Source organism: Prosthecobacter fluviatilis (genome assembly GCF_042655725.1).
In the GTDB taxonomy this organism is placed as follows: Bacteria; Verrucomicrobiota; Verrucomicrobiia; order Verrucomicrobiales; family Verrucomicrobiaceae; genus Prosthecobacter; species Prosthecobacter fluviatilis.
Genome location: NZ_JBHSMQ010000004.1, coordinates 425056 through 450124 on the forward strand (window position 1 = coordinate 425056; position 25069 = coordinate 450124).

At 60.8% G+C, this 25069-nt stretch carries 25 protein-coding genes and 1 pseudogene; 10 read left to right on the forward strand and 16 right to left on the reverse strand.

Annotation, left to right across the window (positions count from 1 at the left end):
- The first annotated feature begins 166 nt into the window (after positions 1–166).
- Together ACFQDI_RS13230 and ACFQDI_RS13235 are read left to right on the forward strand one after the other, a co-directional pair.
- Positions 167–1336, forward strand: coding sequence for an efflux RND transporter periplasmic adaptor subunit (locus tag ACFQDI_RS13230; protein WP_377167277.1), 1170 nt, complete (start codon positions 167–169; stop codon positions 1334–1336).
- A gap of 6 nt (positions 1337–1342) precedes the next feature.
- Complete coding sequence (locus ACFQDI_RS13235) at positions 1343–4465, forward strand: efflux RND transporter permease subunit (protein WP_377167279.1); 3123 nt, start codon at positions 1343–1345, stop codon at positions 4463–4465.
- Positions 4466–4723: 258 nt separating this feature from the next.
- Here ACFQDI_RS13235 and ACFQDI_RS13240 read toward each other — a convergent pair whose 3' ends face one another.
- The 4 genes from ACFQDI_RS13240 to ACFQDI_RS13255 form a co-directional block, all read right to left on the reverse strand.
- Complete coding sequence (locus ACFQDI_RS13240) at positions 4724–5290, reverse strand: dihydrofolate reductase family protein (RefSeq protein ID WP_377167281.1); 567 nt, start codon at positions 5288–5290, stop codon at positions 4724–4726.
- A 72-nt stretch (positions 5291–5362) separates the two neighbouring features.
- Complete coding sequence (locus tag ACFQDI_RS13245; protein ID WP_377167283.1) at positions 5363–6208, reverse strand: ferredoxin family protein; 846 nt, start codon at positions 6206–6208, stop codon at positions 5363–5365.
- Between the two features lie 126 nt (positions 6209–6334).
- Positions 6335–6667: a hypothetical protein gene (locus tag ACFQDI_RS13250; protein ID WP_377167285.1), complete on the reverse strand. Its 333-nt coding sequence runs from the start codon at positions 6665–6667 to the stop codon at positions 6335–6337.
- 155 nt (positions 6668–6822) lie between these two features.
- Entirely contained in the window at positions 6823–8178 is a 1356-nt protein-coding gene (locus ACFQDI_RS13255; protein WP_377167287.1) for a sigma-54-dependent transcriptional regulator, read from the reverse strand.
- 791 nt (positions 8179–8969) lie between these two features.
- Between ACFQDI_RS13255 and ACFQDI_RS13260 the strand changes: the two genes are divergently transcribed.
- Together ACFQDI_RS13260 and ACFQDI_RS13265 are read left to right on the forward strand one after the other, a co-directional pair.
- Positions 8970–9509, forward strand: a complete 540-nt coding sequence (locus ACFQDI_RS13260) for a hypothetical protein (RefSeq protein WP_377167289.1) — start codon at positions 8970–8972, stop codon at positions 9507–9509.
- Positions 9510–9724: 215 nt separating this feature from the next.
- Positions 9725–13387: an ATP-binding cassette domain-containing protein gene (locus ACFQDI_RS13265; RefSeq protein ID WP_377167291.1), complete on the forward strand. Its 3663-nt coding sequence runs from the start codon at positions 9725–9727 to the stop codon at positions 13385–13387.
- A 5-nt stretch (positions 13388–13392) separates the two neighbouring features.
- On the opposite strand, the pseudogene ACFQDI_RS13270 reads toward ACFQDI_RS13265, so the two are convergent.
- The 8 genes and pseudogenes from ACFQDI_RS13270 to ACFQDI_RS13305 all read right to left on the reverse strand — a co-directional run bounded on the left by ACFQDI_RS13270 (position 13393) and on the right by ACFQDI_RS13305 (position 18919).
- Positions 13393–13706, reverse strand: a pseudogene (locus ACFQDI_RS13270) (type II toxin-antitoxin system RelE/ParE family toxin).
- Entirely contained in the window at positions 13694–13951 is a 258-nt protein-coding gene (locus ACFQDI_RS13275) for a type II toxin-antitoxin system Phd/YefM family antitoxin (protein ID WP_377167293.1), read from the reverse strand. The pseudogene ACFQDI_RS13270 and the gene ACFQDI_RS13275 overlap by 13 nt, the downstream one beginning before the upstream one ends.
- A gap of 73 nt (positions 13952–14024) precedes the next feature.
- Entirely contained in the window at positions 14025–14378 is a 354-nt protein-coding gene (locus tag ACFQDI_RS13280; protein WP_377167295.1) for a VOC family protein, read from the reverse strand.
- Positions 14379–14445: 67 nt separating this feature from the next.
- Entirely contained in the window at positions 14446–14913 is a 468-nt protein-coding gene (locus tag ACFQDI_RS13285; protein ID WP_377167297.1) for an SUKH-4 family immunity protein, read from the reverse strand.
- A 16-nt stretch (positions 14914–14929) separates the two neighbouring features.
- Positions 14930–16843, reverse strand: coding sequence for a protein-disulfide reductase DsbD family protein (locus ACFQDI_RS13290; RefSeq protein WP_377167299.1), 1914 nt, complete (start codon positions 16841–16843; stop codon positions 14930–14932).
- A 94-nt stretch (positions 16844–16937) separates the two neighbouring features.
- Complete coding sequence (locus ACFQDI_RS13295) at positions 16938–17177, reverse strand: CDGSH iron-sulfur domain-containing protein (RefSeq protein ID WP_377167301.1); 240 nt, start codon at positions 17175–17177, stop codon at positions 16938–16940.
- Between the two features lie 63 nt (positions 17178–17240).
- The gene (locus ACFQDI_RS13300) at positions 17241–18266 is read right to left on the reverse strand and encodes a quinone-dependent dihydroorotate dehydrogenase (protein WP_377167303.1); all 1026 of its coding nucleotides are present in this window, start codon (positions 18264–18266) and stop codon (positions 17241–17243) included.
- Positions 18263–18919, reverse strand: a complete 657-nt coding sequence (locus ACFQDI_RS13305; protein ID WP_377167305.1) for an SGNH/GDSL hydrolase family protein — start codon at positions 18917–18919, stop codon at positions 18263–18265. Before ACFQDI_RS13305 ends, ACFQDI_RS13300 begins: the two co-directional genes overlap by 4 nt.
- Positions 18920–19091: 172 nt before the next feature.
- Here ACFQDI_RS13305 and rpmJ point away from each other — a divergent pair, with 172 nt between their 5' ends.
- The 6 genes from rpmJ (at position 19092) to ACFQDI_RS13335 (ending at position 21565) form a co-directional block, all read left to right on the forward strand.
- Complete coding sequence (rpmJ, locus tag ACFQDI_RS13310; RefSeq protein ID WP_133796336.1) at positions 19092–19205, forward strand: 50S ribosomal protein L36; 114 nt, start codon at positions 19092–19094, stop codon at positions 19203–19205.
- 30 nt (positions 19206–19235) lie between these two features.
- A complete protein-coding gene (gene rpsM / locus ACFQDI_RS13315; protein WP_377167307.1) occupies positions 19236–19610 on the forward strand; it encodes a 30S ribosomal protein S13 in 375 nt (124 codons plus the stop codon).
- A 35-nt stretch (positions 19611–19645) separates the two neighbouring features.
- The gene (rpsK, locus tag ACFQDI_RS13320; RefSeq protein ID WP_377167309.1) at positions 19646–20194 is read left to right on the forward strand and encodes a 30S ribosomal protein S11; all 549 of its coding nucleotides are present in this window, start codon (positions 19646–19648) and stop codon (positions 20192–20194) included.
- A gap of 27 nt (positions 20195–20221) precedes the next feature.
- The gene (gene rpsD / locus ACFQDI_RS13325) at positions 20222–20836 is read left to right on the forward strand and encodes a 30S ribosomal protein S4 (RefSeq protein ID WP_377167311.1); all 615 of its coding nucleotides are present in this window, start codon (positions 20222–20224) and stop codon (positions 20834–20836) included.
- Positions 20837–20922: 86 nt separating this feature from the next.
- Complete coding sequence (locus tag ACFQDI_RS13330; protein WP_377167313.1) at positions 20923–21219, forward strand: gamma-butyrobetaine hydroxylase-like domain-containing protein; 297 nt, start codon at positions 20923–20925, stop codon at positions 21217–21219.
- 10 nt (positions 21220–21229) lie between these two features.
- Positions 21230–21565 carry a hypothetical protein gene (locus tag ACFQDI_RS13335; RefSeq protein ID WP_377167315.1) on the forward strand — a complete coding sequence of 112 codons (336 nt, stop codon included), beginning with the start codon at positions 21230–21232 and terminating at the stop codon, positions 21563–21565.
- 7 nt (positions 21566–21572) lie between these two features.
- Here ACFQDI_RS13335 and ACFQDI_RS13340 read toward each other — a convergent pair whose 3' ends face one another.
- The 4 genes from ACFQDI_RS13340 to ACFQDI_RS13355 form a co-directional block, all read right to left on the reverse strand.
- On the reverse strand, positions 21573–21992 hold the full coding sequence (locus tag ACFQDI_RS13340; protein ID WP_377167317.1) for a secondary thiamine-phosphate synthase enzyme YjbQ: 420 nt from the start codon (positions 21990–21992) through the stop codon (positions 21573–21575).
- Positions 21993–22091: 99 nt separating this feature from the next.
- Positions 22092–22562 (reverse strand): redoxin domain-containing protein, encoded by a 471-nt coding sequence (locus ACFQDI_RS13345; protein WP_377167319.1) that lies wholly within the window; start codon positions 22560–22562, stop codon positions 22092–22094.
- Between the two features lie 120 nt (positions 22563–22682).
- Entirely contained in the window at positions 22683–24113 is a 1431-nt protein-coding gene (locus ACFQDI_RS13350; protein WP_377167321.1) for a DUF1501 domain-containing protein, read from the reverse strand.
- Between the two features lie 62 nt (positions 24114–24175).
- Positions 24176–25066 (reverse strand): alpha/beta hydrolase, encoded by an 891-nt coding sequence (locus tag ACFQDI_RS13355; protein ID WP_377167323.1) that lies wholly within the window; start codon positions 25064–25066, stop codon positions 24176–24178.
- Positions 25067–25069: the final 3 nt, after the last annotated feature.

The following is a 25069-nucleotide window of genomic DNA, read 5'->3' on the forward strand; positions in this document are numbered from 1 at the left end:
TTTTGCTTGGCCGTATGTGGTGGCCGCCACGGTCCTGCAAACTGAAGCTGACGGGAAGTTGGCAGATTCAAGGGTTGCTGTATTTACATGTGCTGCATGAGATCAGCGGCGTCCAGGCGGACGCACGAAACGAACTAAGGACGCGGCAAGAAACAAATTTCAGTGCATGAGTATTCATTCTAAACCTACCCTGGCTGCGCTGGCGCTGCTGCTTGCTGGTTGCGGGCGCACTCCATCAGGAGGCCCGCCCCAAGCTGCGCCGATGGCGATGGGCCCGATGGAGGTGGGAGTTGTCACCGTCGCAGCCCAGCCGGTGACGCTGACGCAGGATCTTCCGGGTCGCATCTCGGCCATCCGCGTGGCTGAGGTGAGGGCGCGTGTCAGCGGCATCGTGTTGAAAAGGCTTTTCAAGGAGGGCAGTGATGTGAAGGAGGGCCAGGTGCTCTATGAGATCGATCCAGCGCAGTATGAAGCCTCGTATGAGAGCGCGCTGGGAACGCTGGCCCGTGCCGAAGCAGGGCTGAATTCCGCCCAGCTGAAACTGAACCGCATGAAGTCACTGATCGACTCCCATGCCGTGAGCAAGCAGGACTATGATGAAGCCTCGGGCAGCCAGCGGGTCAACCAAGCGGAGGTGCTGCTCGGTCAGGCGGCTGTAAAGACGGCGAAGATCAATCTGGATTATACCAAGGTGACCTCCCCCATCACCGGCCGCATCGGCCTTTCGCAGGTGACGGAGGGGGCCTATGTGCGTACTGACCAAGCGACGCTGATGGCCACGGTGCAGCAGATTGACCGGGTGTATGTGGACGTGAACCAGCCCAGCAGCGACCTGCTGCGGCTGAAGCATGCGCTTGCGGATGGGACGCTCAAACCCAACGCCTCCGGTCAGGCGCGTGTGAAGCTGGTCTTTGAAAATGGCGACATCTACTCCGAGGAAGGTTCGCTGGAAGTGGCGGACGTGACAGTGAACCCCCTGACCAATTCCGTTACGGTACGCGCGGTGTTTCCCAATCCGCGAAACGACCTGCTGCCCGGCATGTTTGTGCGTGCGCGGCTGGAGGAGGGGACCACGCCGGACGCCATCCTGGTGCCGCAGCTGGCTGTCAGCCGCAACACCAAGGGGGAGCCGACGGCGATGGTCGTCGGTGCGGAGAGCAAGGTGGAGCTGCGCGTGCTGGAAACGCCGCGTGCCGTTGGCAATCAGTGGCTGGTGAGCTCCGGGCTCAAGCCGGGTGACCAGCTCATCATTAACAATCTGCAGAAGATCCGCCCCGGTGTGCCGGTCAAAGTCGCCGCAGATGCACCGGCCCCGCCTCAAAGCGCCTCCAAGTAATCCACGATGTCACGCTTCTTCATTGACCGGCCTGTCTTTGCGTGGGTGATCGCCATCATCATCATGCTGGCGGGGGCGCTCTCCATCACGAGCCTGCCCATCGCGCAGTATCCCAGCATCGCGCCGCCCACCATTGCGATCATAGCGACTTATCCCGGTGCGTCTGCCAAGACGCTGGAAGACACCGTGACGCAGGTCATTGAGCAGAAGCTCAACGGCATCGACCACCTGCGCTACATCGAGTCGTCCAGCACTTCGGACGGCACGGCGACGATCACCGTGACGTTTGATGGCGAGGCCAATCCGGACACCGCGCAGGTGCAGGTGCAAAACAAGGTGGCGCTGGCCATCCCCTCTCTTCCGCTGGAGGTGCAGCAGCAGGGCGTGCAGGTGAACAAATCCGTGCGCAATTTCCTCATCGTGGTGGGCCTCATCTCAAGGGATGGCAGCATGTCCAACACCGACCTGGCCGACTACAACGCCAGTGTGATGCGCGATCCCATCAGCCGCCTGCAGGGTGTCGGGGAGATCCAGGCCTTTGGCACGCAGTATGCCATGCGCATCTGGCTGGACCCGGACAAGCTGAACAAATACCAGCTCACCTCGAATGACATCATCCTCGCCGTGCGTGCGCAGAATGCGCAGGTCTCCGCCGGAGCGCTGGGCGGGCTGCCGGCTATGCCGGGCCAGCTTCTGAATGCCACCGTCATGGCGCAGAGCCGCCTGCAGACGCCGGAGCAGTTTGGAGGCATCCTGCTGCGTGTGAGCCAGGATGGCTCACGCGTCTTTCTGCGCGATGTCGCGCGGGTGGAGCTGGGAAGCGAGTCCTACAACGTGATGGCCCGCTACAACGGCATGCCTGCCAGCGGCATGGCCATCCGGCCTGCGCTCGGCGCCAATGCACTGGAGACCGTGGACATCGTGAAAAAGAAGGTGGCGGAGCTTTCGCAGTTCTTCCCGCCCGGGGTGGAGGCGATCTTTCCGTATGATACGACCCAGTTTGTGCGCATCTCCGTGGAGGAGGTGGTGAAGACGCTCATCGAGGCCATCATTCTCGTCTTTGTGGTCATGTTCATCTTCCTGCAGAACTGGCGTGCCACGCTGATCCCCACCATCGCGGTGCCGGTTGTTTTGCTGGGGACGTTTGGCGTCATGGCTGCGGCGGGGTATTCCATCAACACGCTCACGCTGTTTGGCCTGGTGCTCGCCATCGGCCTGCTGGTGGACGACGCCATCGTCGTGGTCGAAAACGTCGAGCGTGTGATGCAGGAGGAAGGGCTGTCGCCGAAGGAAGCCACGCGCAAGTCGATGGACCAGATCAGCGGGGCGCTTGTCGGCATTGGCCTGGTGCTCTCGGCGGCCTTTGTGCCCATGGCCTTTTTCACGGGCTCCAGCGGCGTGATCTACCGCCAGTTCTCGCTTACCATCGTCAGCTCCGTGGCGCTCTCCGTGCTGGTGGCGCTGATCCTCACACCCGCCCTGTGCGCCACCCTGTTGAAGCCCGTGGCCAAGGATCACGGCATCAACAAGAGAGGTCCCTTCGGCTGGTTTAACAGGGCGTTTGAGCGTGCGACGGACGGCTATGTCTATGCGGTGGCGAAGTTTTTGAAGCACTACGTGCTGGCGCTCATTCCCTATGGGGCCATTGCTGTCGCGGTGGTGCTTTTGTTCATGCGGTCCCCCACGGGCTTCCTGCCGGATGAAGACACCGGCGTGCTGTTTGCGATGGCGCAGCTGCCGCCTGGCTCCACGCGCGAGCAGGCGGACGAGGTGCTCAAGAAGATGGAGCGCCATTTCTTCGAGGAGGAAAAGGAACTCGTGGAAGGCGGCTTCGGCGTGCTGGGCTTCAGCTTCAGCGGCAACGCGCAGAACCAGGTGCTCATGTTCATCAAGCTCAAGCCCTGGGAGGAGCGCAAGCTGCCGAGCCAGAAGGTGAAGGCCATTCATGCCCGTGCCATGGGCAAATTCATGCAGATCAAAGAGGCCATGGCATTTGCCTTTGCACCGCCCGCCGTGCTGGAGCTCGGTACCGCCACCGGCTTCGACCTCCGCTTGGTGGATCTCGGCGGCCTCGGGCACGATGCGCTCATGGAGGCCCAGGGTCAGCTGCTCGGCATGGCGGCGAAGAACCCCATCCTCACCTCTGTGCGTCCCAACGGGCTTGCTGACACTTCTGTTTATCAGATCAATGTCGATCAGGAGAAAGCCAGCGCGCTGGGCCTCTCCCTTTCGGAGATCAATGCCTCCCTCAGCACCATCCTGGGCTCCACCTACATCAATGACTTCATCGACAAGAACCGCGTGAAGCGCGTGATGATCCAGGGGGATTCGCCCTTCCGAATGCTGCCGGAAGACATCAACCGCTGGTATGTGCGCAACGCGCAAGGCGGGATGGTGCCGTTCTCAGCGTTCTCCTCCGCCACGTGGAAGATGGGCTCGCCCAAGCTGGAGCGCTTCAATGGTTCTTCATCGCTTTCCATCCAAGGTGAGCCGGCTCCCGGGCACAGTTCCGGGGAGGCCATTCATGAGATCGAGCGCCTTGCCAAATCCCTGCCTTCGGGCATCGGCGTCGCCTGGGCGGGTCTGTCATATGAAGAGCAGCTTTCCGGCTCCAAGTCGTCCTCGCTCTACATCATCGCATTGCTGATGGTCTTCCTCTGCCTTGCCGCGCTGTATGAAAGCTGGGCCATCCCGTTCTCGGTGATGATGGACATGCCGCTCGGCGCGCTGGGCGTTGTGGCCGCCACCCATTGGCGCGGAATGCCGAATGACATTTATTTTCAGATCGGCCTCATCACCATCATCGGGCTTTCGGCCAAAAACGCCATCCTTGTGGTGGAGTTTGCCAAGGAGCATTTTGATCAAGGTGCCACGCTGATCGAGGCCGCCCTGCATGCCGTCCGCCAGCGTCTGCGTCCCATCTTGATGACCTCCATCGCCTTCGGTCTTGGGGTGCTGCCGCTCGCGATTAATACCGGCGCGGGTTCTGGGAGCCAGAACGCGATTGGAACGGGGATCGTCGGTGGTGCGGTGACGACCACGCTGCTGGGGCTATTCTTTGTGCCGCTGTACTTCGTGGTCATTCTGCACCTGTTCCGCGTGCAGCCGACGAAGGCACAGGCAAACTAGTCTCCCGCTCCGCGAGAGGTGCCGAGTGCCTTCGCAGGATAAGAGCGTTTGCGAGTTGTGAGGACCATGCAACATGGCGTGAGCGCTGAGCTCATCTCGCGAAGCGAGATGGCTGCTATGCTGACTCGATTGCAGCAATCGCGCTCACGCCTTGATGACACTCTTGATTTCCTTCATTTGCGAGGGGGGAACGTTGCCGGGTCCGTGCAGGAAGAAGTCGCAGCGTTTCACCGCCTGCTGAACCGCGTCACCTTCGGTTCACCTGCCTTTTTCCACCTCATAACGCAATTCCACCATGCTCGTGCCCATCTGACGAACCGATGCCAGCCGTAGAACCGGATTCAGAACTCTTCTCGGAAAGAGAGGTCTGCCCTTGCCGAGGGTGACGGAGCCGACCTGGATGATGAGTTCATCCAGCAGACCCGCGTCGTGAAACTGGCCGGCGAGATCGCCACCGCCGACGATCCAGATGTTCTTGTCAACAGCTGCCGCGCGCATTGCCGCGTGTACTGCGGGCACACCGCCGCTGACGAAGCGGATGTCCGCTCCCGGGATGGTGGGAAGTTGGCGGCTGGTGAATATCCAAGCTGGCTGGGTGTAGGGCCAGGGGGAGCCTGTTTCGGCGATCACTGCTTCTGCGTTGCGGAGCATCCACTCATATGTGGTGGAGCCCATGGCCAGGGCACCAACATCTGCGATGAACGCCGGATAGCTGGACGTGTTCAGGTCGCTCAAGGGAAACAGCCAATCCAGAGAGTCATCCTCCGTTGCAATGAATCCATCGAGACTGGTGGCGGTGTAGTATTGGGTTTTTGCTTCTGCCATGCGGTGAACAGATGGTCGTGGAGGGCGGTGGGCTCGCCGACTCTTTACTTATAAAGAAAACAATTTTGTCACCTACTGCGCCGCCAACGCCGCTGCGGCCTTCGCCTTGGCGATTTCCGCCTTCTTCAAAATCTCCTCGGTGCTCGGCAGGCTTGCCAGCACATCCGCGGGGATGAACCCATCTCCCACCAGCTTGGTGAGGCACTTCTTGCGTTCATCCAGGGCTTTGTCGGGGCTGCGTTCTTTGCTGAAGCGGGACTTGGCGGCGGCGCTGCGGTCTTTGAGGGCGGAGTAGATGTCGCCGCCGAGAAGGGAGGAGATGTCCACTTTGATCTTCTCGCGTCCGGCTTCCTGCTCGTTGATCTCATCGCCGTTGATCGGTCCCGCCTGGTATTTGGGGAACATGATGGCGACCTCCGGGCAGACGCGGGAGCAGGCGGGGCAGTTGGTCTTGCAGTTGTCGTTGTTCTGCACCTGGATCTTGTTGTCCTCGCTGACACCATAGACGTCGAAAAGGCAGAAGCTGAGGCACTGCATGCAGTTGGTGCAGCGGGAGTAGTCAATGACGGGGAACCAAGGCTTCCATTTGCCGGGTTCGTTCATGGTTTTCTCGCCGCGAGATTTGTCCACCAGCGCGACGATGGCGTCGGGTTCCAGGCCGGTGATGTCGCGGGTGTCGATGCTGATCTGGCCGGTGGCGTCTTCCAGCGCGGGGGCCTTGCCCTCAAAGGCGCCGAGCACCAGCAGGCTGCGGTCATCGTGCGGCATGGCGCTGGCCCCGAGACCGCTGCGGGTGACGGTGTAACCTTTGTCCAGCAGGGCCATCATGACCTTGGCGCGGGATTCGGCGGGAAGCTGGATGCTGCCGTTTCCTTCGTAGAGGACGACGCGGAGCGGGCGGTGGGTGTGGGTGATCATGGCGCGTCGAGTTGAGTTACAAGTTTAAGGTTTGAAGTTTAAAGTTACCGGAGTTCTCGGTTCTCGGTTCTCGGTTCTCGGTTCTCGGTTCTCGGTTCTCGGTTTGTGGCGGGGCGCTGTGAGGGCTCAGGAGGCGGGGGAGAGGAGCGCGTCGGCGATTTCCTGGGCGGTCTGGGTGCGCATGTTGAGGATCTCGGTGTCGGCGGGCAGTGGAGAGCCGGCCTGCTGGAAGAGGCCTTTCACGGCGCGGGGGTAGCAGGCGGCGATGCGGAGCTTGCCGCAGGAGGCGATGGCCTGCAGGCGGGGATCGCGGTGGGCGGCCATTTCGCAGAGATCGGACACGGTTTCAAAGCTGGCGTTCGAGTCGCAGAGCTTCTGCAGGACTTCGTTTTTGACGCCTGTGGGAACGACCTGGGCGTAGGCACAGCGGCAGTAGAGGATGGTGGCGGGAGTGCTCAAATGGGCGCGTTGGAAAAAGGTGGTGGTCAGTGTGGGCTCAGGTGGCGTACTACGCAACACCAGCGAGGAAGGGCATGACGAATTCCGGCCTGAAAGCACAAAGTCGGCGCGGGGCCGACTTTGTGGTTTAAGCGCGGATTTGCTGATACGCAGGCCTATGAGGTCGTCTTGCGCTCGACGTTGAGGCCCATTTTGCGATACAGGGTGGCGATGGAGACGCCGAGCATGCTGGCGGTTTTTTCGCGGGAGCCGCTGTTGTACTTGAGCGTTTCCTGAATGAAGGCGCGTTCCTGGCCCTTGATGAAGTCGTCGAGCGTGGAGCCGATGGGGAGCTTGGTGACGCCTTCGGTGGTGGATGGGGTGGGAATCTCGATCTGCTGGGTGACTTTGGCAGGCAGGTCGGAGGGGCGGACGCGGTCGTTTTCAGCGAAGGCGCAGGCACGCTCGATGGCGTTGCGCAGCTCGCTGACGTTGCCGGGCCAGGTGTACTTTTCCAGGAACTCGATGGCGCTGGTGTCGATGGTTTTGGGCTTGGCGTCGGTGCGGTCGGCCAGATCTTTGAGGAAATGCTCGACTAGAGGGCGCACGTCCACCCGGCGCTCACGCAGTGGCGGGATTTTGAGAGGCACAACGGAGAGCTTGTAGAAAAGGTCTTCGCGGAATTTGCCCGCCTTCACGGCGTCTTCGAGTGAGACGGTGCTGGAGACCACGAGGCGGAAATCCGCGCTGCTGGAGCTGTTTGACCAGCTTTTCTTCGACTGGGCTTCGTCCAGGAAGGTGTTGAGCTGGGCCTGGATGCGGGAGGGGAGCTGGTTCACCTCCGCCAGGTGGACGGTGCCGCCGGAGACGCGGTTGAAGATGGCGGTCTGCCCGAAGAGCTCGGTTTCGAGCACGTCTTCCGGCATGGCGCTGCACTGGAGCTCCTTGTAGGGGGAGCTGCTGCGGCGGCTGGCCTCGTGAAGGGCGCGGGCGACCATGTGCTTGCCCACGCCGAATTCGCCTTCGAGAAGGACGGGGCTGTCGTTGTTGGCCACACGGCGGACGATGTCAAAAATGCGCTGGATGGCGTCGCTGTGACCGATGAGCTTGGAGGCAGAGGCGGAGCGCAGGGTGGCGCTGGGAATGCTGGTGGGGGTGGCTGCGGCGATGCCGTTGCGCTGGAGGGCCTGGTTCACCGTTTTGATGAGATCTCCGAGATCGAAGGGCTTGGTGAGGTAGTCAAACGCGCCCAGACGCATGGCTTCCACGGCGGTTTCCACGCTACCATGACCCGTCACCATGATGACGGCCGTGGTGGGGAACTGATCACGGCACATGCTGACGAGGTCGAGGCCGTTGACGTCGCCAATGCGCAGGTCAACGATGACGAGGTCGGGCTGGTTGGAACGGATGGCCGCGATGCCGTCAATACCAGTGGTACAGCCAAAAACCTGGTGACCCGCCGCTTTGCAAAGCTTGGTCATGAGTTCCAGAATAGCGGCTTCGTCGTCTATGATTACCAGTTTAGCCATATTATTTTCGTTAAGTGAGAGGCAGGATTGATTGTTAAATAAGCTAAACGTTTCGCAGGATTGCGTCAATTTAAGATTCTCAAAAAGGAGAATGAGGTGCTCCCAGAACCTGCCGAAGCACCGCTAAAAGTGCTGTGAACGCCTGTCTGTCAGCCTCTTGAGAGAAGGGGGGTCTTTGTCAGCCTTGATTGCCGGGCGGCTGTTTCCTGTCTGAAGCTGGGGGAGCGCAACTCTTGATCCTTACGAGGGTTTCTCCTTCCGCAGTCAATCCAAACAGCACTCTATCATGAACTTCAAAACCAACCAACTCTCGTGGCTTTGTGGGGCGCTCGCACTCGGCATCACCCCCCTGATTGCTCAGGAAGCCAAGCCCGCAGATCAGCCGCCATCTGCGGCCCAACCTCTCCCGGCAGCACCCAGGGCGGATGCGCCCCCTCCACAGCGTGACCAGCCCAGGCCGGAGGGACGCCGGGAGGCCGATGGATCCAAGCCTGACAGCGTGCGCGAGCCGCAACGCCGCCCAGACTCGGGTGGTCCGCGCAACGATGGGGCTCAGCCGCAACGCGAGGCGCCGCGTGGCCCGGCGAATCCCCCAAATGCTGAGCACCGGGGGCGCGAACAGGGGGGGCGTGACGGATTTCGCCGTCCTCCCATGGATGGGCAGGGCAGTGGTGAGCCCAAGAGGCAGCCAGAGGGCGGTCGTGGCCCGATGAATCCTCCGCCGCAAGGCAATCCCGGGCCGGGCAAGCCCCAGCACGAAGGGCGTCCGGGCCCCATGGCGCACCCACAGCATGAGGGCGGCCGTGGGCAGGGACAGCCTGGCCACCAGGATCACTTCAGGCAGCCGCAGGCACCGCGTGGTGGTGATCAGCATGGCTTCAGGCCTCATGCACAGGGCCGTGGGCCGCAGCCATACGCAGAGCGTGGCGGGTTTGGTGCGCCCCGTGGTGGGCCGGGCTTCCGCTCTCCACGGTCTGGGCAGCAAGGCTGGCAGCGGCAGTGGGGGCGTGGCTGGATGGGGCGTGGTTTCGGACATCGGTTCGGCGGGCAGCATCCTCGGCCGTTCGGAGGCGCACGCCGGGGGCCGTCATTCGGGGGGCAGCGTGGTCCTGCGCCGCGTTTTGACCAGCATCGCGGTCCTGGACCCCAGTCCTTTGGGGCGCCACGTGGCGGTGAGTTCCACCGTCCGGGAGCGCAGCCTTTCCATGGTCCGATGCATCGGCCTCAGCAGGGTGGCACGGGCGGGGGAGAGCGCGGCCGTGGGCCTGCACCTCGTGGGGGAGAGCGTCTTGAACATGGTGGTCCAGGACATCCGGCACTGCCGCCGATGAATCATGAGCGTGGGCGTGAGGGCCCGCCGCGCGAGCGCAGCGCATGATGCCTGCGTGTGTGAAAAGTCATGGAGTGGCGGCCTGGGCAACCAGGCCGCTTTTTTTGCATTTTTACGCGATGCATTTGCGTCTGGTGAGTTGTGTTTGTGCAAACGAACTCCATAATCAGCCCGCCCGGCCAGCCCCCTTGGACGGACTGCTAAGATCCCCACTGCATGAGCTTGGTCAAAAAACTCGCCAAAAAGTTCAACACGAACGCGCAGAATGCTGCGAACGGAGTGCATGGGCTGGCGAAACTGCCGTGGTGGGAGCCGGAGCGGTGGGCTCATCTCTGGAACGGCCAGCCGCCGGTGTCTGCCGCTGCTGCGGCCACGGCGAACACCATGCTGCCGGTGCTGATCGAGGTCTTTGCCGCATTCAGCAAGCTGGACGGCAACATTGAGGAGGAGGAAGTCGAGTCCAGCCTCGGCTACCTGCGCTATGACTACCCGGAGGCGATCTACTCCGACATGCGCCGCCTGTACTTTGAGGCCCTGCAGGAGCCGCAGGATCTCACGCAGCGTGCCAAGGAACTCAGCCAGAAGCTCACCCAGGAGCAGAAAATTTTGCTGGGCGTGCAGTTGTACCTGCTCATCTCGCGTGCGCAGCAGAATCAGCGGCAGATGGTGGAGTTCTATCTCTTCATGACGAACCTGGGCATTGCCGCCCAGGCCATCGACATTGTCTATCAGCTCAATGCCGGGGACAAGCCGCCGGAGGAGGGCTTTTCGACCAAGGGGGGGCAGCCGCTGGACACGCTGCGCATTGGAGCCACGAAGAACTGCGACGTGCTGCTGCGCTCGCTTTCGGACGACTGCTCCGTGGTGGCGTTCCGCTTTCAAAACCTGGTGCTGCTGAAAAATACGGGCAGCATTTCCATCCTGGTGCGCAGCCGGCGGCAGCCGCCGGGGGAGTTCTCCCGCCTTTATCCTGGCGAGCGTGTGGTGATGGAGGACGTGACGCTGGACTACAATGACCTGATCACCTACTTCAACTCCAAGAAGACGCTGTCAGGCACGCAGATCTACCTGACACTCACGGAGAATGGCAGCGCGGAGATCGCCCCGCAGCGCACGCGCGGCACCAACCTGCGCCTCAGCTTTGGACTGGGGGTCACAGTGGAGGCCCTGCGAACGACCAAGGCCACGCTGAACGGGGTGGTCCTCAGCAGCGGCACGGTGGTGGAGGCCAGCATCGAAGACAGCCTGATCGCCCATGGTGAAGTGGAAATCGCCCTGCGCGATCTTCGGCTGCGTGCCCAGGAGTTTGGCGGCCAGTTCCGGCTGGAGGGCAGCCGAAATACCTACCTAGTCTCCAACAAGCCTGAATTGCTGGACGAGGGGGACATCCTTCTCTCAGAAGACACGGACGGGGAGATCCTCCTGCGCATTGAGTGCAACTACGCACAGAAAACGGGGGTGCTGGAGGTTCTGCGCTCCTCGCGCCCGCTGTACATCGGAGTGATCCCGGTGCGCGACCGGATCACCCTCAATGACGGAGACACCATCACGCTGGGGGAGGGGCAGTACCTCCGCTGCCACTTTGCGGACCGCATCATCGAAGAGGAGCGCAACACGGTGCGCCAGATCGAGGTGCGCGAACTCAGCCACCGCTTTGACGGACGTGACACTGCACAGGATGGTGTGAGTTTCATCGCCCGGCGCGGGGAGATGATCTGCGTCATGGGGCCCAGCGGCTGCGGCAAGAGCACGCTGCTGCGCATTCTCGGCGGCCAGCTGAAACCCAAGGGCGGGGAGGTGCTGATGAACGGCCTCGCGCTCTATGACAACCTGCACAATCTGACGCCTTACATCGCTTACATTCCTCAGGAGGATGCTTTTGATCCCTTGCTGAAGGTGCAGGAAAACCTGGACTTCTCCGTGTCGGTGCGCTGCCCCCACCTGAAGACCGAGGAGCGACGCAAGCGGGTGGATGCCAAGCTCGCGGAACTGGGGCTGGCGGATCTGCGCGACCGCCTCGCGGGCACGCCGCAGCAGAAATTTCTCAGCGGTGGAGAGCGCAAGCGCCTTAATGCCGGGCTGGACATGATCGGCATCTCCGACGTGTACCTCTTTGATGAGCCGACTTCCGGCCTCTCCTCCAAGGACAGCGAGCATGTGCTGGAGATCATTCGCAGTCTGGCGCGCAACAAGATCGTCATCACCTCCATTCATCAGCCCAGTTCGAGGCTGCTGCAGATGTTCGACAAGGCGCTGCTGCTGGACAAGGGCGGCAAGCTGGCCTACTTCGGCACGCCGCAGGGCATGATCGAGTATTTCTGGCGTGTGTACCATGCTGAGACAGGCCAGTCCACCGATGCCGAGGCGCAGCCACCGAACAACCTGACCCCGGACTTTGTTTTTGATGTGCTGGAGACGCCTTTGCGAGACATCAGCGGTGACATCATCCATGAACGCAGCGCGGACGGGCACCTTGTCGCCGCCCGCCGCTTTCCGCCGAATTTCTGGCGGGACTCCTACCAGCGGCATCTCATCATGGAGAGCATGGCCAAGCAGCGCGCCGCGCCGGGCAGCACCAGCCTCATCGCCCGGCCCAAGCGTGACGAGAGCCACAGCGCCAGCCGCATGCGCAGCACGCCGAAACCTCCGAAGCACACCTTCCGCGAGGAGAGCATTCTTTTCTACACGCTGCTCAAGCGTTCATTCCTCAGCAAGCTGCGCAACCGCACGAACTTGCTGACGACCCTGCTCGAAGCGCCGCTGCTGGCCTGGCTCATCTCCAGCGTCCTCAAGTACTCCGAGGAGGCGCACTACACCTTTGCCACCGCCTTTCACATCCCGACGTATCTTTTCATGAGCCTCGTCGTGGCGATGTTTCTGGGGCTCACGAACAGCGCTGACGAAATCATCCGTGACCGGCACACGCTGAGCCGCGAGCGCAATCACAACCTGCGCACGTTCTACTATCTCAGCGGCAAGATCATTTCGCTCTCCACCTTTGCGCTGGCCCAGTGCGTGATCTACCTGCTGATCGGAAACTGGGTGCTGGAGATCCGGGACATGTTTCTCATTCACCTGTGGTGGATGTTCCTCACTTCGCTCACGGGGGTCTGTCTTGGACTCTTCATTTCCAGCATCGTGAGTGACAACCGCACGGCGGTGAACGCCATTCCTCTTCTGCTGATTCCGCAGATCATCCTGGGTGGGGCGCTGATCAAGTATGAGGAGATGAACAAGAACCTGGACCTGGTTTACTCCGTGGGCCGCTGGCTGAGGAAGTCGGGCAACGATGAAGAAAATGCGAGCAAGCTGAAGGTGCCTTTCATCTGCCAGTTCATGCCTCTGCGCTGGTCCTACGAGGGCATGGTCATCTCCCAGTCCAAGCTCAATCCGCTCACCCGCAACCAGGACTTTCTGGACGAGCGCATCCAGTCCCTGCTGCCGCCGTCCGGCGCGGACATGAGCGACCGCCAGCGCCATGAGCTGGAGCTCACCAAGCAGTCGCTCGCCGTCGTCTCCGGCCTCTACGCCGAGAACCCGCGCGAGATTTCCAAGCGCCTTGGCTCCATCCGCGAAGCCGTGCTCAGCGGACGCATCGAGCCGCCGATGCTCGACAGCATGCTGGAGCAGAATGATGGAGTCAGTGCGGAGGAAATCTACGTAAACCGCAAGGTGCTGGACCTCGTGACCAAGGCCGAAATGGAGCGCGAAGACTACCGCCGCAAAGCCAGTCCCAACGTTTTCTTCGGAACACGGAAAACCTACCTGGGCACCAAGTACAACACCCTTTGGATCAACAGCATCGTGATTCTGTTTACGCTGTCACTTATCATCGCAGCGGTGGAGCTGAGTTTGCGCAGGCAGCTGACGAAGGTGTAGGTGGATCAATTCCCTTTGTCGCGTTTGATCAGCCTTGCCTTGCGGAAGAGCATCTCTCCACGCATGACGTGCAGGATGAAAACCTTGTCTCCATCGTGGCGATAAAAAACACGGCATGGAGCTTCGACAATCTGGCGGTAGCGAGGTCGGCGCATCTCCGGAAGGCGTGAACCGCTGTCAGGATGCTTTTCAAGTTGTTCGACATGCTCGAAAACTTTCCGAACGCAGATTGCGTGTCGCCAGCGGTCATCCATGCGATGTAACCGGCAATGGCATTGAGGTCGCTGCGAGCCGGTTCGGTCCAGATTATTTGAGCCATCGCGACATGCGTTCCCTGGCTTCGGCGTGGGAAACAATCCGACCCTCTTCAATGGCACGCTCGCCGCGCGCAATGCCTTCCAGAAGATCAAGCCGCCGGGTAAGTGTGTCCAATGTCTCAACGGCCATCAGATACGCTGCCGGTTTGCCATGCTGGATGATGAGTGCCGGATCTTGGCCGGGATCGAGCTCCGCTATGATCTTCGTGGCCTTGCACTTCAGGGGCGTGACAAGTTCCGTTCCCAAGGAGTACCACTTTAGTATCACTCGCTAGCAGAGCAAGTGATGAAAAGATCGGCGTTTCAGGGAAGTCAATTCATTATGTCTGTACAAGCTCAATACGATGCCCATCCGGATCCACTATAACCGCACGACGTCCCCAGGGGGAATCCTGCGGCGGGGTGACGATGGCATCTGGGAAGTCGCAGAGGGCTGTGATCAAGGCATCGAGCGATTGAACCCGGAAGCCGATGCGGGTGCCGAGTGTCGAAGCCCCGTTTGAAGACAGGGGGTAGATTTCAAAAACACAGTCGCCAAGTTCTGCGGCCAGATGCTCAGGTCCGCACCCATGCCGGTGCCGGGTGAACTGCAGGCCCAGGCATTCATAGAAACCTCGGGCGCGTTCCAGATCAGCGGAGCGAAGAACGACGAGATTGAGTGACGCGGAACTCATAGAGGGACCTGAACACCATCTGGGGCATTTTCATCGCTTAACGGGCAAGACCGACGGCTTTTGCAGATCATACGGTTGGAAGGTTCATCTCCCATTCATCAAGCCAGCGAGTCCAAATGCAGGTCTCGGTTGTGGTTATTGCTTTAGGGTCAAGCTCCAGCATCTCGGAGCGCATGTGGGCGAATGCACGTTGTTGCGATGAGTCGTCATCAGGTGTCTGTTGAAACTCGTGAACAAGGTAAAAGAAGCGCGAGAGCAGTTCTGCTGAACTGTTGAAGAATAAGCGTTGGGCTGGCTGATTGATTTCGAGCCACACAATGCCAGTTGTTACGTCGATCAAGATTGGCTGATTTTCGGCTTCGCCAATGACAAGGTCGGGAAGGTCGGAATCGTAAACGCCAAATTCAAACTTCGGCCACTCGAATACCTCAGGCAGTCCAACCGATATCAAAAACTTTCTGGAGCTGACAGGAATCGGGTGCGTTTCGAATATTTCATTCGGCCAACGGACCTGAGGTGAACTAACGTAATGCATGGTGTTCGCCAGTATCTCACTCCCCCAGCTTCTTCAGTGCCGCCGTCACATTCCCCACGGTGAGCAGTTCATCCAAAATGAAAGGCTCTTCCACACCCGGAATGTAGAGCACATTCACCGGCACGGCGCGTTTGCCGAGGGCTTCGAGGGCGAGGCGGATGGTTTCGTTTTCATCCGACCAGTCGGCTTTCAGGGTGGCGACTTTGTGCTGCTTGAAGAGCGCGCGCAGGCCGGTGTCTGAGTAGACGCGTTTGTTCACCTGGCAGGTCCAGCACCAGGAGGCGGTGAAATCGATGTAGACGGGCTGCTTGGCGGCACGTAGCGCAGCCACTTTTTCGGGCGACCACGTTTCCCAGTGGAGTGCATCGGGGTCATTGAGATTCACGGCTTCTTCGGCATGCGAGCGTTTGGCCGAGGCATTGGGCAAGCCGAACCACAGGCCGCCTGCAATGGCGAGGAAGGTGAGCAGTCGGGCGATGTTCTGCGTGCGTGCAGGCTTGTGGGGCAGGGCCCAGCGGCCGTAGATCCAGCAGCCGAGGGCGATGAGCACGAGGCTCAGGATGGCGAACAGCACGGGCAGGCCTTCGATCTGATTCGTCAGCACATAAATCATGAAGCCCACGGTGCCAAAGAGCAGGAAGGACATGCCCTGCTTGAAGCTTTCCATCCATGCGCCGGGGCGTGGCAGGGCCGAGATGAGGCCGGGGAAAAGGGAGAGCAGCAAAAAGGGACTGGCGAGTCCGAGGCCGATGAGTGTGAAGATCAGCATCGATTGCGAGGCAGGCATCGCGAGCGTGGCTCCCAGGGCGGTGCCCAGAAACGGAGCGGAGCAGGGGGTGGCGACCACGGTGGCAAGCAAGCCAGAAAAGAAGGAGCCGCCGAGGCCACCTTTGGACTGCAATCCGGAGCCAACACCGATGGCCGAGGTGCCGATCTCAAACAAGCCAGCCATGTTCAAGGCAAAGATGAGGAAGAAGGCGGCAAGGAAAAAATTGAAAGCCGGTGATTGAAGCTGTGAACCCCAGCCCTTGTTCAACGCGATGGCGAATCCGCCCAGCACCCAGAACGAGAGCAGCACTCCCACAGTGTACATCAGGCCATGCAGCACCACCTTGCGGCGGTCTTCACCCGCCTGCTGCACTACGCTGGTGACCTTGATGCCGAGCACCGGAAACACGCAGGGCATGATGTTGAGGATCAAGCCGCCGATGAAGGCGTAGAGGAGCAACTCCGCAAAGGTCAGAGGGATTTTAGGTGCGGTTGCTGGTGCGGCTGCGCTGGTGGCGGCCGGTTCCACGACCTTGGTTGCAGCGGGCTTTGTATCACTCGCAGCAGGCGCTACGGCGGTGTTCTCAGCGCTTTTTTTTTCAGCGGCGGGCGTGCTGCCCAGAGCAGCGGCATTCGCTTCATTGACCACCGGTGCAGCGGCCACATTCAGAGTGAGCGAGACTTCTTTGACAAAGGGCAGGCAGCTTTTCGGATCGCACACGAGGGCGTTCACCTTCACTTTCAGCTCGGCGCTGCCACCCACGGCGGCGCTGGCGGGCGGGGTGATCTTCACCGGGAGGTACACGGTGCCATCATAGCCGTTGCTGAGCTCTCCGCCGGTGGAGGGGACATCATGCGTGGCAGGCCAGGGGAGTTCCTCGATCTGCCAGCCTTCCGGGAGCGTCCAGGTCAGTTTGGTGGGCTTGCCCACGACGCCGGGGGGCAGAATCTTGCCGTAGGTGTGGCAGTCCTTGGCGTGCACCAGTTTGACGGCGGCCTGAAACGGCTGTCCGGGCGCTGCGGCAGACACGGCGGCGACCACGTCTGCGGTGACGCGCTGCTCCTTCGGCGCGGCAACTTCACCCAGGCCAAAAGTTTGCGCATGGGATGCGACGGCGGCGAGCAGCAAGGCGGCAAGAGTCAGGAAACAGCTTCGGTTCATGGTTGGGGAGTTGTTGGCAGGTAGGAGAACGCGCCGTGCGGGTTATTCCCATCACGGCGCGTTGCGCTGATATTAGATGACTGGAATCTACGACTCAGAGAGCCTTGTGGCTGCCATCGCAGAAAGGAGGGTTTTTGGTGTGCTTGCAGTTGCACAGCCAGACCTTCTTTGCCTCGGGCAGGGTGAACTTCTTCGGGCCGAATCCCGTGCCTTTGTGACTGCCGTCACATTTGGGCTGGTGGCCGCTCAGGCCGCAGGCGCACCACCAGTGGTCTCCTGCAGGGAGTTCAACAGCGACGGGTTGTTTATCGTGGATTTTGGGAAGATTTTCCATGGGGTAAATCTGGCAGAACGGACAGGGAAGGTCAAGATGCTGCGCCTCCGTACGCTGGTTTGTTCATTGAACGGTCTCCAGAACCTCCCGCACCAGTGCGGGGCCACGATACACCAGCCCGCTGTACACCTGTGCGAGGGCGGCGCCTGCCTTCAATTTTTCAGCTGCATCTGCCCCGCAAAGAATGCCGCCTACGCCGATGAGGGGAATCTGCTCCTTCAGCAGACTGTGGAAGGCCTGCAGCACGAGGGTGGAGCGCTCGCGCACGGGGGCGCCGCTGAGGCCGCCTGCTTCGCTCTGCAGGCGATGGCCTGTGATGGCGGTGCGATCGATGGTGGTGTTTGTGGCGATGACGCCGTCGATGCTTTGCTCATTGAAGACGCGTGCGAGCGCCTCGATCTGCATGTCAGTGAGATCCGGGGCGATCTTCACGAGAAACGGCACCTGCCTGCCATGCTCCTGCTTCATCGCGGCCTGCTCTTTCTTGAGCTGAGAGATCAGATCCCGGACCGCATCCTCCGCCTGAAGATCGCGCAGGCCTTTGGTGTTGGGAGAAGAGATGTTTACCGCGATGTAGTCTGCCACGGGGTAGGCGGCTTTCAGGCAGATGAGGTAGTCTTTCACCGCATCTTCGTTGGGGGTGTCAAAGTTCTTGCCGATGTTGACTCCGACGACGGCCTTGGTGCGCCGGTTTTTGAGCTTTTGCACGGCAGACTGAATGCCGGGATTGTTAAAGCCCATGCGGTTGATCAAGGCTTCGTGCTCGGGCAGGCGGAAGAGGCGGGGCTTTGGATTGCCTGGCTGCGGGCGTGGTGTGAGGGTGCCTACTTCGACCGAGCCAAAACCAAGCGCTCCCCAGGCCTCCACGGCGCTGGCGGACTTGTCCATGCCTGCGGCGAGCCCGAGCACATTGGGGAAGGTGAGGCCCATCACGCTGCGCGGCCGAGGGGTGCCTGGGACCACAGACTTCAGCATGCCCAGGCGGTGGGCAATGATCATCATCTTTACCGTGAGTGTGTGGGCGCGCTCCGCATCCAGGCGGAAGAGCCAGGGTTTCAGCACGGGGTAAAAGGATTCGATCAATGTCATGCGTCAGGGGGGAGGATGGATTTGACGAGAGCTGCCACGGCTTTGCCCAGCCGTCCATGTGCAGCAGCGTCTAAATGAATGCCGTCGCTGCCGGGTTCGACCAGTGTCTGGGTGTTGAGGAATGCGCAGCCGAGCGCGCTGGCGACTGACTCATAATATTTGGGCAGCCTGCGGCTGTCTTTCTGGCCGTTGGGAAATTTGGCGGCCACGTCTGGCAGGTGCATCTGATCGCCGATGGCCGGCGGGCAGAGCAGCAGGAGTTTTGGGGCTTTGTGGCCGAGGCCCGCATCGCTGCCCAGGATCATCTGAGCCAGCATTTTGACTCCGGTGGCGATCTCTCCGGGGGAGACGCCATACACGGCTTTGAGGTCATTCGTGCCGAGCATCATGACCACCAGATCCAGCGGTTTGTGGGATTCCAGGATGGCTGGCAGGACGGCCCTGCCATTGCGCGCCAGGGCAAAGGGGTCATCATGCACCGTGGTGCGCCCGTTCTGGCCTTCCTCTATGACGCGGAAGCGCGAGCCGAGTTCGCGGGCCAGAATGCCCGTCCAGCGTACGTCGTGCGGGTGGCGTTCGGGGGAGGGGAGGGAGATGCTTTCGGGGACGAAGCCCCAGGTGTTGGAATCGCCAAAGCAGAGAACGTTTTTCATCGGGCGTGCATGATGCCTTTCATCGAGGCGGGGGCAACTGCTCTCCACAAATGTGAATAACTCATCAAATTCCAGCTTGCGCCTCTTTTCGTCTGTGTTAGACATCCTGCCCCCTGCTCCAAAAGCGGGGTTTTGAGTTCCCCCCAGGCTCACCTTTTTTCCCTACTCCTGTATGCGCGTCCGTACCTCCGTTAAACCTCTCTGCGAACTTTGCCGTGTTATCCGCCGCAAAGGTGTTGTCCGTGTTGTCTGCAAAAATCCACGCCACAAACAGCGTCAGGGTTAATCCTTTCACTAAATCCTAATACACTGAATTATGGCCCGCCTGCTTGGAGTCGAAATCCCGAACGAAAAGAAAATCGAATACTCACTGCCGTACATCTACGGCATTGGTCTTCCCGTCAGCCGCAAGATTCTTGCCGCCACCAACATTGACCCGAACATCCGTGCTGGTGAGCTGACCGATGAGCAGATCGCTGCCATCACTCAGACCGTTCAGGCGATGAAGATTCCGATCGAAGGCGACCTTCGTCGTGAGCTGCAGATGCACATGAAGCGCATCCTGGGCATCAACTGCTACCGTGCACACCGTCATCGTCGCGGCCTGCCAGTGCGCGGCCAGCGCACTCACACCAATGCTCGTACTCGCAAAGGTCCACGTAAGACTGTGGGTGCCCAGAAGGCGAAGTAATCTGAATTCAAGCAAAGTCCCACTTTTTACCTACCATGGCTGACGAAACGACCCCCGCCGCACCTGCCGCAGCAGCTCCTGCTCCTGCCGCACCTGCAACCCCAGCTGCTCCTGCCGCACCCGCAGACCAGCGCGCATCCACCAGCGGTGACAAGCAGGTTTCCCAGAGCGTCTGGCTCGAAATCGGTGGCGAAAGCGCCGAGCAGCAGAAAGTCGTCAAGGCCAAGGGCTCCAAGAACATCTCCCAGGGCATTGTGCACGTCTATGCCACCTTCAACAACACCATCGTCACGATCACGGATCGCGTGGGTGGTGTGATCGGCTGGTCCACTGCTGGCAAGATGGGCTTCCGTGGTTCCCGTAAAGGCACCGCATATGCCGCCCAGGTCGTGGCACAGGACGCCTGCCGTCAGGCCATGGGACATGGTCTTCGTGAAGTGGAAGTCCGCCTTCGTGGTCCAGGCTCCGGCCGTGAGTCCGCCGTGCGTGCCGTGCAGGCCCTCGGTGTCGAAGTGACCACCATCAAGGATGTCACCCCCATCCCGCACAACGGCTGCCGTCCGCCGAAAGCTCGTCGCGTCTAATCTCCCAGCTCCTTTCTTCTACTCACTATGGCACGCTACACAGGTCCTCGCGAAAAAATCAACCGCCGTTTCGGCATTGCTCTTTTCGGTCCTTCCAAATCTCTCGAAACCCGTAACTTCCCGCCAGGACAGCACGGTGCTCGCAACACCCGCCGCAAGACTTCTGAATACGGCACCGCCCTCGCTGAAAAGCAGAAGCTGCGCTTTCAGTATGGCCTGATGGAAAAGCAGTTCCGCCGCTTCTTTGCCGAAGCTCAGCGCCGCAAGGGCGTGACCGGTGAGAACCTTCTGCAGATGCTTGAGCTGCGCCTCGACAACGTGGTGTACCGCATGGGCTTTGCCAACACCCGTTTTGCCTCCCGTCAGCTTGTCAGCCATCGTCACATCACGGTGAACGGCAAGGTGGTGAACATCGCCAGCTATCAGGTCAAGCCCGGTGACGTCGTCGCCGCCCGTGCCAGCAGCCAGCGCAGCCAGCAGCTCGTCGGTCGTTTCCTGGAAATGACCCAGGGCACCCCTGCTTCCGACTGGATGACTGTGGATCGTGACAAGATGAGCGGTGTGGTCAATCGCGTCCCAGTGCGCGAGGAGATCAACCCGATCGCCAACGAGCAGCTCGTCGTCGAACTTTACTCCCGCTAATCTTCACGGATTCGGTTTCAAACTTCAAAAGGGACGCTTTCGAGCGTCCCTTTTGCTTTTCTGGCTTCTCTCCCTAGACTTTCCCCATGACCCCGACCCGCCTGGAACTCATTGGCAACGAAGTGGCCCTCGTCTGGAACGACGGCACCGAGCAGTATATCTCCATGGAGCAGCTACGTGCCGCCTCTCCCAGCGCCGAGAACACCGGAGAGCGCGACCTGCTGGGCAAAAAGATCGGCGGCACGGATCAGAAGCACTTTCCCGGCGTCACCGTGAAGGACTGGCGCATGGTCGGCGGCTACGCCATCCAGTTTGACTTTAGCGACGGGCATAACACGGGGCTGTACACCTTTGACTATCTGCGGGCGCTGAACGGCGTTTGATGGCATTGCCATGAACTGGTCGAGCTTTGACGAAGGGAAAACCATCGGGCACGCCGGGTCTGAGAATGGCATGATCCTTCGGGATGAAGAGCACTCAGAAGGTGCACGCATCACCATCGAGCGCGGGGGCAGCATTGCTCCCTGCAGCATCACGTGCGGAATCTATGGGTGGATGGTCCATACGCGCTTTTTCAGCTCAGAGGCGGAGGCGCAGGCAGAGTTTGAGTTAATGCGTGCGGCACTGGAGGAGATCATCCAGGTGATCAATGACAGCACACTTGATGAAGGTCTCGCGCTGGAGGCAGGTGAGCACGCGGTCTCACGGTTTGTGGAGAGGTTTCCCTGAGGGCCATTTATTCCCCCACCACGCTCACCACGATGCTCCGCGTGTGCGGCGCGCGGCGGTGCTCAAAGAGGAAGATGCCCTGCCATGTGCCCAGAGCCAGGCGGCCGTTGACCACAGGAATGACCTCCGAAGTCCGCGTCAGCGCCATGCGCAGGTGGCTGGGCATGTCGTCCGGGCCTTCATAGGTATGCACGAAGTACGGCGTGTTTTCCGGCACCAGATGGTCAAAGAAACTGTGCAGGTCCGTCCGTGCGGATGGATCGGCATTTTCATAGATCACCAGGCTGGCGCTGGTGTGCTGCACGAAAACGGTGGCCGTGCCGGTGCGGATGCCACTGGTGCGCACAATCTCCTGGCAGCGCTCCGTGATCTCATAGGTGCCTTTGCCCCGTGTGGGGAGGGTGAATTGATCAGCGAGAGCGGCCATAGGAGGAAAGGGTGCGCAAGTGAAGCCACGGCAGCAACAACAAAAATGCCATGTGACTCATCATCACATGGCATCTGATTATCTGCTGCGGCAGGTGGCTTACGCCAGCTCAGCCAGCTTGGCCTTCACGGCTTCAAAGTTTGGCAGGTCCTTCGGTGTGGCGGTCTGCTCGGAGTACTGAATGACGCCGTTCTTGTCGATGACGAAGGCGGCGCGGGCGGAGGTGTCGCCGATGCCGGCAAGGCCCGGGAAGAGCACGTCGTAGGCCTTGGTGGTTTCCTTGTTGAGGTCGCTGACCAGAGTGATGCCGATCTTTTCCTTCTGGGCCCAGGCTTCCTGCGCGAAGGGGCTGTCCACGCTGATGCCGATGACTTCGGCGTTCAGGTCGCTGTAGGAGCTGAGGCCTGCGGTGATGTCGCAGAGTTCCTGGGTGCAGACGCCCGTGAAAGCGAGGGGGAAGAAAAGCAGGACGGTGTTCTTGCCGGCAGGGAGCGAGACATCGCTGAGGCCGGAGGCGGATTTGGACTTGAGGGTGAAGCCAGGGGCTTTGGAACCGACGGAGAGTGCCATGGAGGGTATGTGGGTATGGGTTGCGTTCAGGCCGGGTGGCCAGGAGTTCAGGTATCAAGGCCAGACTCGCCTTCAGGTCAAACTAACGTTGCAGTCCTCTGCTTCGGATGCGCTGCCGATTTAGGCCACCAGCGGCAGCAGTTCCTTGATGGGATCTCCAAAGGGCAGGATGGGCATGGGGCGGCCTTGGAAATCATCAAAGGTGTCGTTCGGATCTATGCCCAGGTGCTGGTAAACGGTGGCCCAGAGGTCGTTCGGGCTCAGCGGACGCTCGATGGGGAACTCAGCGCGCGGATTCGTGGCACCGATGACCTGGCCCGTCTGCATGCCGCCGCCGCTGACGATGAAGGACATCGCATTTGGCCAGTGGTCGCGGCCCGGCTGGCTGACGCCCGTCTGGGTGCCGATCTGCGTGTTGATTTTGGGCGTGCGGCCAAATTCGCCTGTGATGATGACGAGCACGTCCTTGTCCAGCCCGCGCTGGTGGATGTCCTCGATCAGCGCGGAGGCTGCCTGATCATACACCGGCATGCGCCAGCGTGCATCCGCATACATGTCGCAGTTCACGGCGTGGCTGTCCCAGTTGTAGGTACAGTTTTTCGGGATGGTCGTTGAGAAGGGATTTTCCCACACCATCGTCACAAAGCGGCAGCCAGCCTCCACCAGCCTGCGTGCCATGAGGCCGCGCTGGCCGTAGGTGCTGTAGCCGTAGCGCTCGCGGGTTTGAGTGGATTCCTTGGTCAGATCAAAGGCATCGCGCACAGCGGGTGTGGTCAGCATGCCAAAGGCGCGCTGGCTGAAGCTGTCCATCGCATCCATCAGGCCGCTGCGGTCCATCTCACGCGTGAGATTGTCCATGCCCTTGAGCAGGTGCATGCGGTCATCCATGCGCGCCTCCATGTCCGGTGTGAGTCCGATGTTCTCCACCTTGAAGTCCTTGGCGCTGGGATCTCCCACCACCATGAAGGGGGAGGCCGAGGGGCCGAGATAGGCCGCACCCATGGAGAAGACATCGATGCCGCTGCGCCCGCGATCCACGCCCGCCACGCAGGTGGGCATGGCCTGCCCGGCGCGCTGGAGCTTGCGTGTGATGATGGACTGCACGGAGGGCGCATCATTCACAAAGCCCACCGGCAGGGCGGGATTGCGTCCGGTCATGAAGCGCTTGTGCCCGCCGCCGTGATCCGCGAACTCGTGATGCACGCTGCGGATGATGTTGAACTTGTCCGCGATTTTGGCCTGCCGTGGAAACAGCTCGCAGATGTGCGTGCCGGGCACATTGGTGCGGATGGGATTGAGCACACCACGATACTCCACCGGCGCATTCGGCTTCATGTCATAGCTCTCCAGCTGCGACATGCCGCCCGGCAGCCACACAAAGATGACGGACTTGTCCTTCAGCCTCTTCCCGGCAGCCTTGGCGATTGTTTCTGCGCGCAGCGTGTCAGCCAGGCTCCAGCCCGTGAGCCCCAGCGTGCCCATGCTGAGAAAGCTGCGGCGCGACATGGGGCCTGCGCAGCGGCGTTGGGAGGCGGAGGATGAGAAGGACATGGCTGGCAGTGAAACATACGCACATGTCTGAAGCGACTTTCATGGGCCAGGCTGCTGCTGTCCTAGTGTCCCGAACTGTCGAACTTCAGCTGCTGCAGGAAGTAATACAGCGCCTGCTTCCACTCGGGAGCATCATGGGCGTGGTCGGTCACGTGCCACACATGGGGCACGTCATGGCTATTGAGCCATGAGTGAAAATCCTGGCTGATGTGGATGAGGCCGTCCTTGCTGCCGCAGGAGAGCCAGAGCAGGTGCAGATGCTTGGCAGCGGTTGCGCTGGGCAGCAGGTCTTCGGATTTGCGGGTGTTCGGTGCGGAGGAAAAGCCGCCCACCCAGGTGAAGAGTTCCGGATGTCCCAGGCCAAAATTGAGCGACTGCCCGCCGCCCATCGAGAGACCTGCCAGCGCACGATGCTCGCGGTCTGCCAGCACCGCGTAGCGTGCTTCGATGGTGGGAATGATGTCCTCCAGCAGATCGCGCTCAAAGAACGAAAACGCGGGCGCGTGCTTGAAGACATCGCCCTTGGGATGGTCGTCCTTCTGCGCGCGGCCGTTGGGCATCACCACGATCATGGGCGCCGCTTTTCCGTCGGCGATCAGGTTGTCCAGCAGCACCTCCGGCTGGGCAAAGCGCTGCCACTCGGTCTCATCGCCGCCGATGCCGTGCAGCAGATAGAGCACGGGCAGCTTTTTCTCCGGCGTGTATCCCGGCGGGGTGTACACATTCATGTGCCGCCGCGTGCCCACGCTCTTCGAGTCATACTCGATCATCGTCACCTTTCCGTGCGGGATGTCCTGCCGCCGCACATCCCAGCCGCTCGGGGGCGGAGGGAAGGCGGGCTTGTCATCCTCATGCAGCACGATGGGGCTCCAGGCCTTGCGCGGCTGGCCGGGCGGCTCCTGCGCAGGCAGCACTGTTAGCATCATCAGCAGGACGTATGTGGTGGGCTTCATCAC

Coding starts and splice junctions, on each gene's coding strand:
- ACFQDI_RS13230 (WP_377167277.1), top strand. CDS start 167: ATGAGTATTCATTCTAAACCTACCCTGGCTGCGCTGGCGCTGCTGCTT.
- ACFQDI_RS13235 (WP_377167279.1), top strand. CDS start 1,343: ATGTCACGCTTCTTCATTGACCGGCCTGTCTTTGCGTGGGTGATCGCC.
- ACFQDI_RS13240 (WP_377167281.1), bottom strand. CDS start 5,290: ATGGCAGAAGCAAAAACCCAATACTACACCGCCACCAGTCTCGATGGA.
- ACFQDI_RS13245 (WP_377167283.1), bottom strand. CDS start 6,208: ATGATCACCCACACCCACCGCCCGCTCCGCGTCGTCCTCTACGAAGGA.
- ACFQDI_RS13255 (WP_377167287.1), bottom strand. CDS start 8,178: ATGGCTAAACTGGTAATCATAGACGACGAAGCCGCTATTCTGGAACTC.
- ACFQDI_RS13260 (WP_377167289.1), top strand. CDS start 8,970: ATGAGGGCGGCCGTGGGCAGGGACAGCCTGGCCACCAGGATCACTTCA.
- ACFQDI_RS13265 (WP_377167291.1), top strand. CDS start 9,725: ATGAGCTTGGTCAAAAAACTCGCCAAAAAGTTCAACACGAACGCGCAG.
- ACFQDI_RS13280 (WP_377167295.1), bottom strand. CDS start 14,378: ATGAGTTCCGCGTCACTCAATCTCGTCGTTCTTCGCTCCGCTGATCTG.
- ACFQDI_RS13285 (WP_377167297.1), bottom strand. CDS start 14,913: ATGCATTACGTTAGTTCACCTCAGGTCCGTTGGCCGAATGAAATATTC.
- ACFQDI_RS13290 (WP_377167299.1), bottom strand. CDS start 16,843: ATGAACCGAAGCTGTTTCCTGACTCTTGCCGCCTTGCTGCTCGCCGCC.
- ACFQDI_RS13295 (WP_377167301.1), bottom strand. CDS start 17,177: ATGGAAAATCTTCCCAAAATCCACGATAAACAACCCGTCGCTGTTGAA.
- ACFQDI_RS13300 (WP_377167303.1), bottom strand. CDS start 18,266: ATGACATTGATCGAATCCTTTTACCCCGTGCTGAAACCCTGGCTCTTC.
- ACFQDI_RS13305 (WP_377167305.1), bottom strand. CDS start 18,919: ATGAAAAACGTTCTCTGCTTTGGCGATTCCAACACCTGGGGCTTCGTC.
- rpmJ (WP_133796336.1), top strand. CDS start 19,092: ATGCGCGTCCGTACCTCCGTTAAACCTCTCTGCGAACTTTGCCGTGTT.
- rpsM (WP_377167307.1), top strand. CDS start 19,236: ATGGCCCGCCTGCTTGGAGTCGAAATCCCGAACGAAAAGAAAATCGAA.
- rpsK (WP_377167309.1), top strand. CDS start 19,646: ATGGCTGACGAAACGACCCCCGCCGCACCTGCCGCAGCAGCTCCTGCT.
- rpsD (WP_377167311.1), top strand. CDS start 20,222: ATGGCACGCTACACAGGTCCTCGCGAAAAAATCAACCGCCGTTTCGGC.
- ACFQDI_RS13330 (WP_377167313.1), top strand. CDS start 20,923: ATGACCCCGACCCGCCTGGAACTCATTGGCAACGAAGTGGCCCTCGTC.
- ACFQDI_RS13335 (WP_377167315.1), top strand. CDS start 21,230: ATGAACTGGTCGAGCTTTGACGAAGGGAAAACCATCGGGCACGCCGGG.
- ACFQDI_RS13340 (WP_377167317.1), bottom strand. CDS start 21,992: ATGGCCGCTCTCGCTGATCAATTCACCCTCCCCACACGGGGCAAAGGC.
- ACFQDI_RS13345 (WP_377167319.1), bottom strand. CDS start 22,562: ATGGCACTCTCCGTCGGTTCCAAAGCCCCTGGCTTCACCCTCAAGTCC.
- ACFQDI_RS13350 (WP_377167321.1), bottom strand. CDS start 24,113: ATGTCCTTCTCATCCTCCGCCTCCCAACGCCGCTGCGCAGGCCCCATG.
- ACFQDI_RS13355 (WP_377167323.1), bottom strand. CDS start 25,066: ATGAAGCCCACCACATACGTCCTGCTGATGATGCTAACAGTGCTGCCT.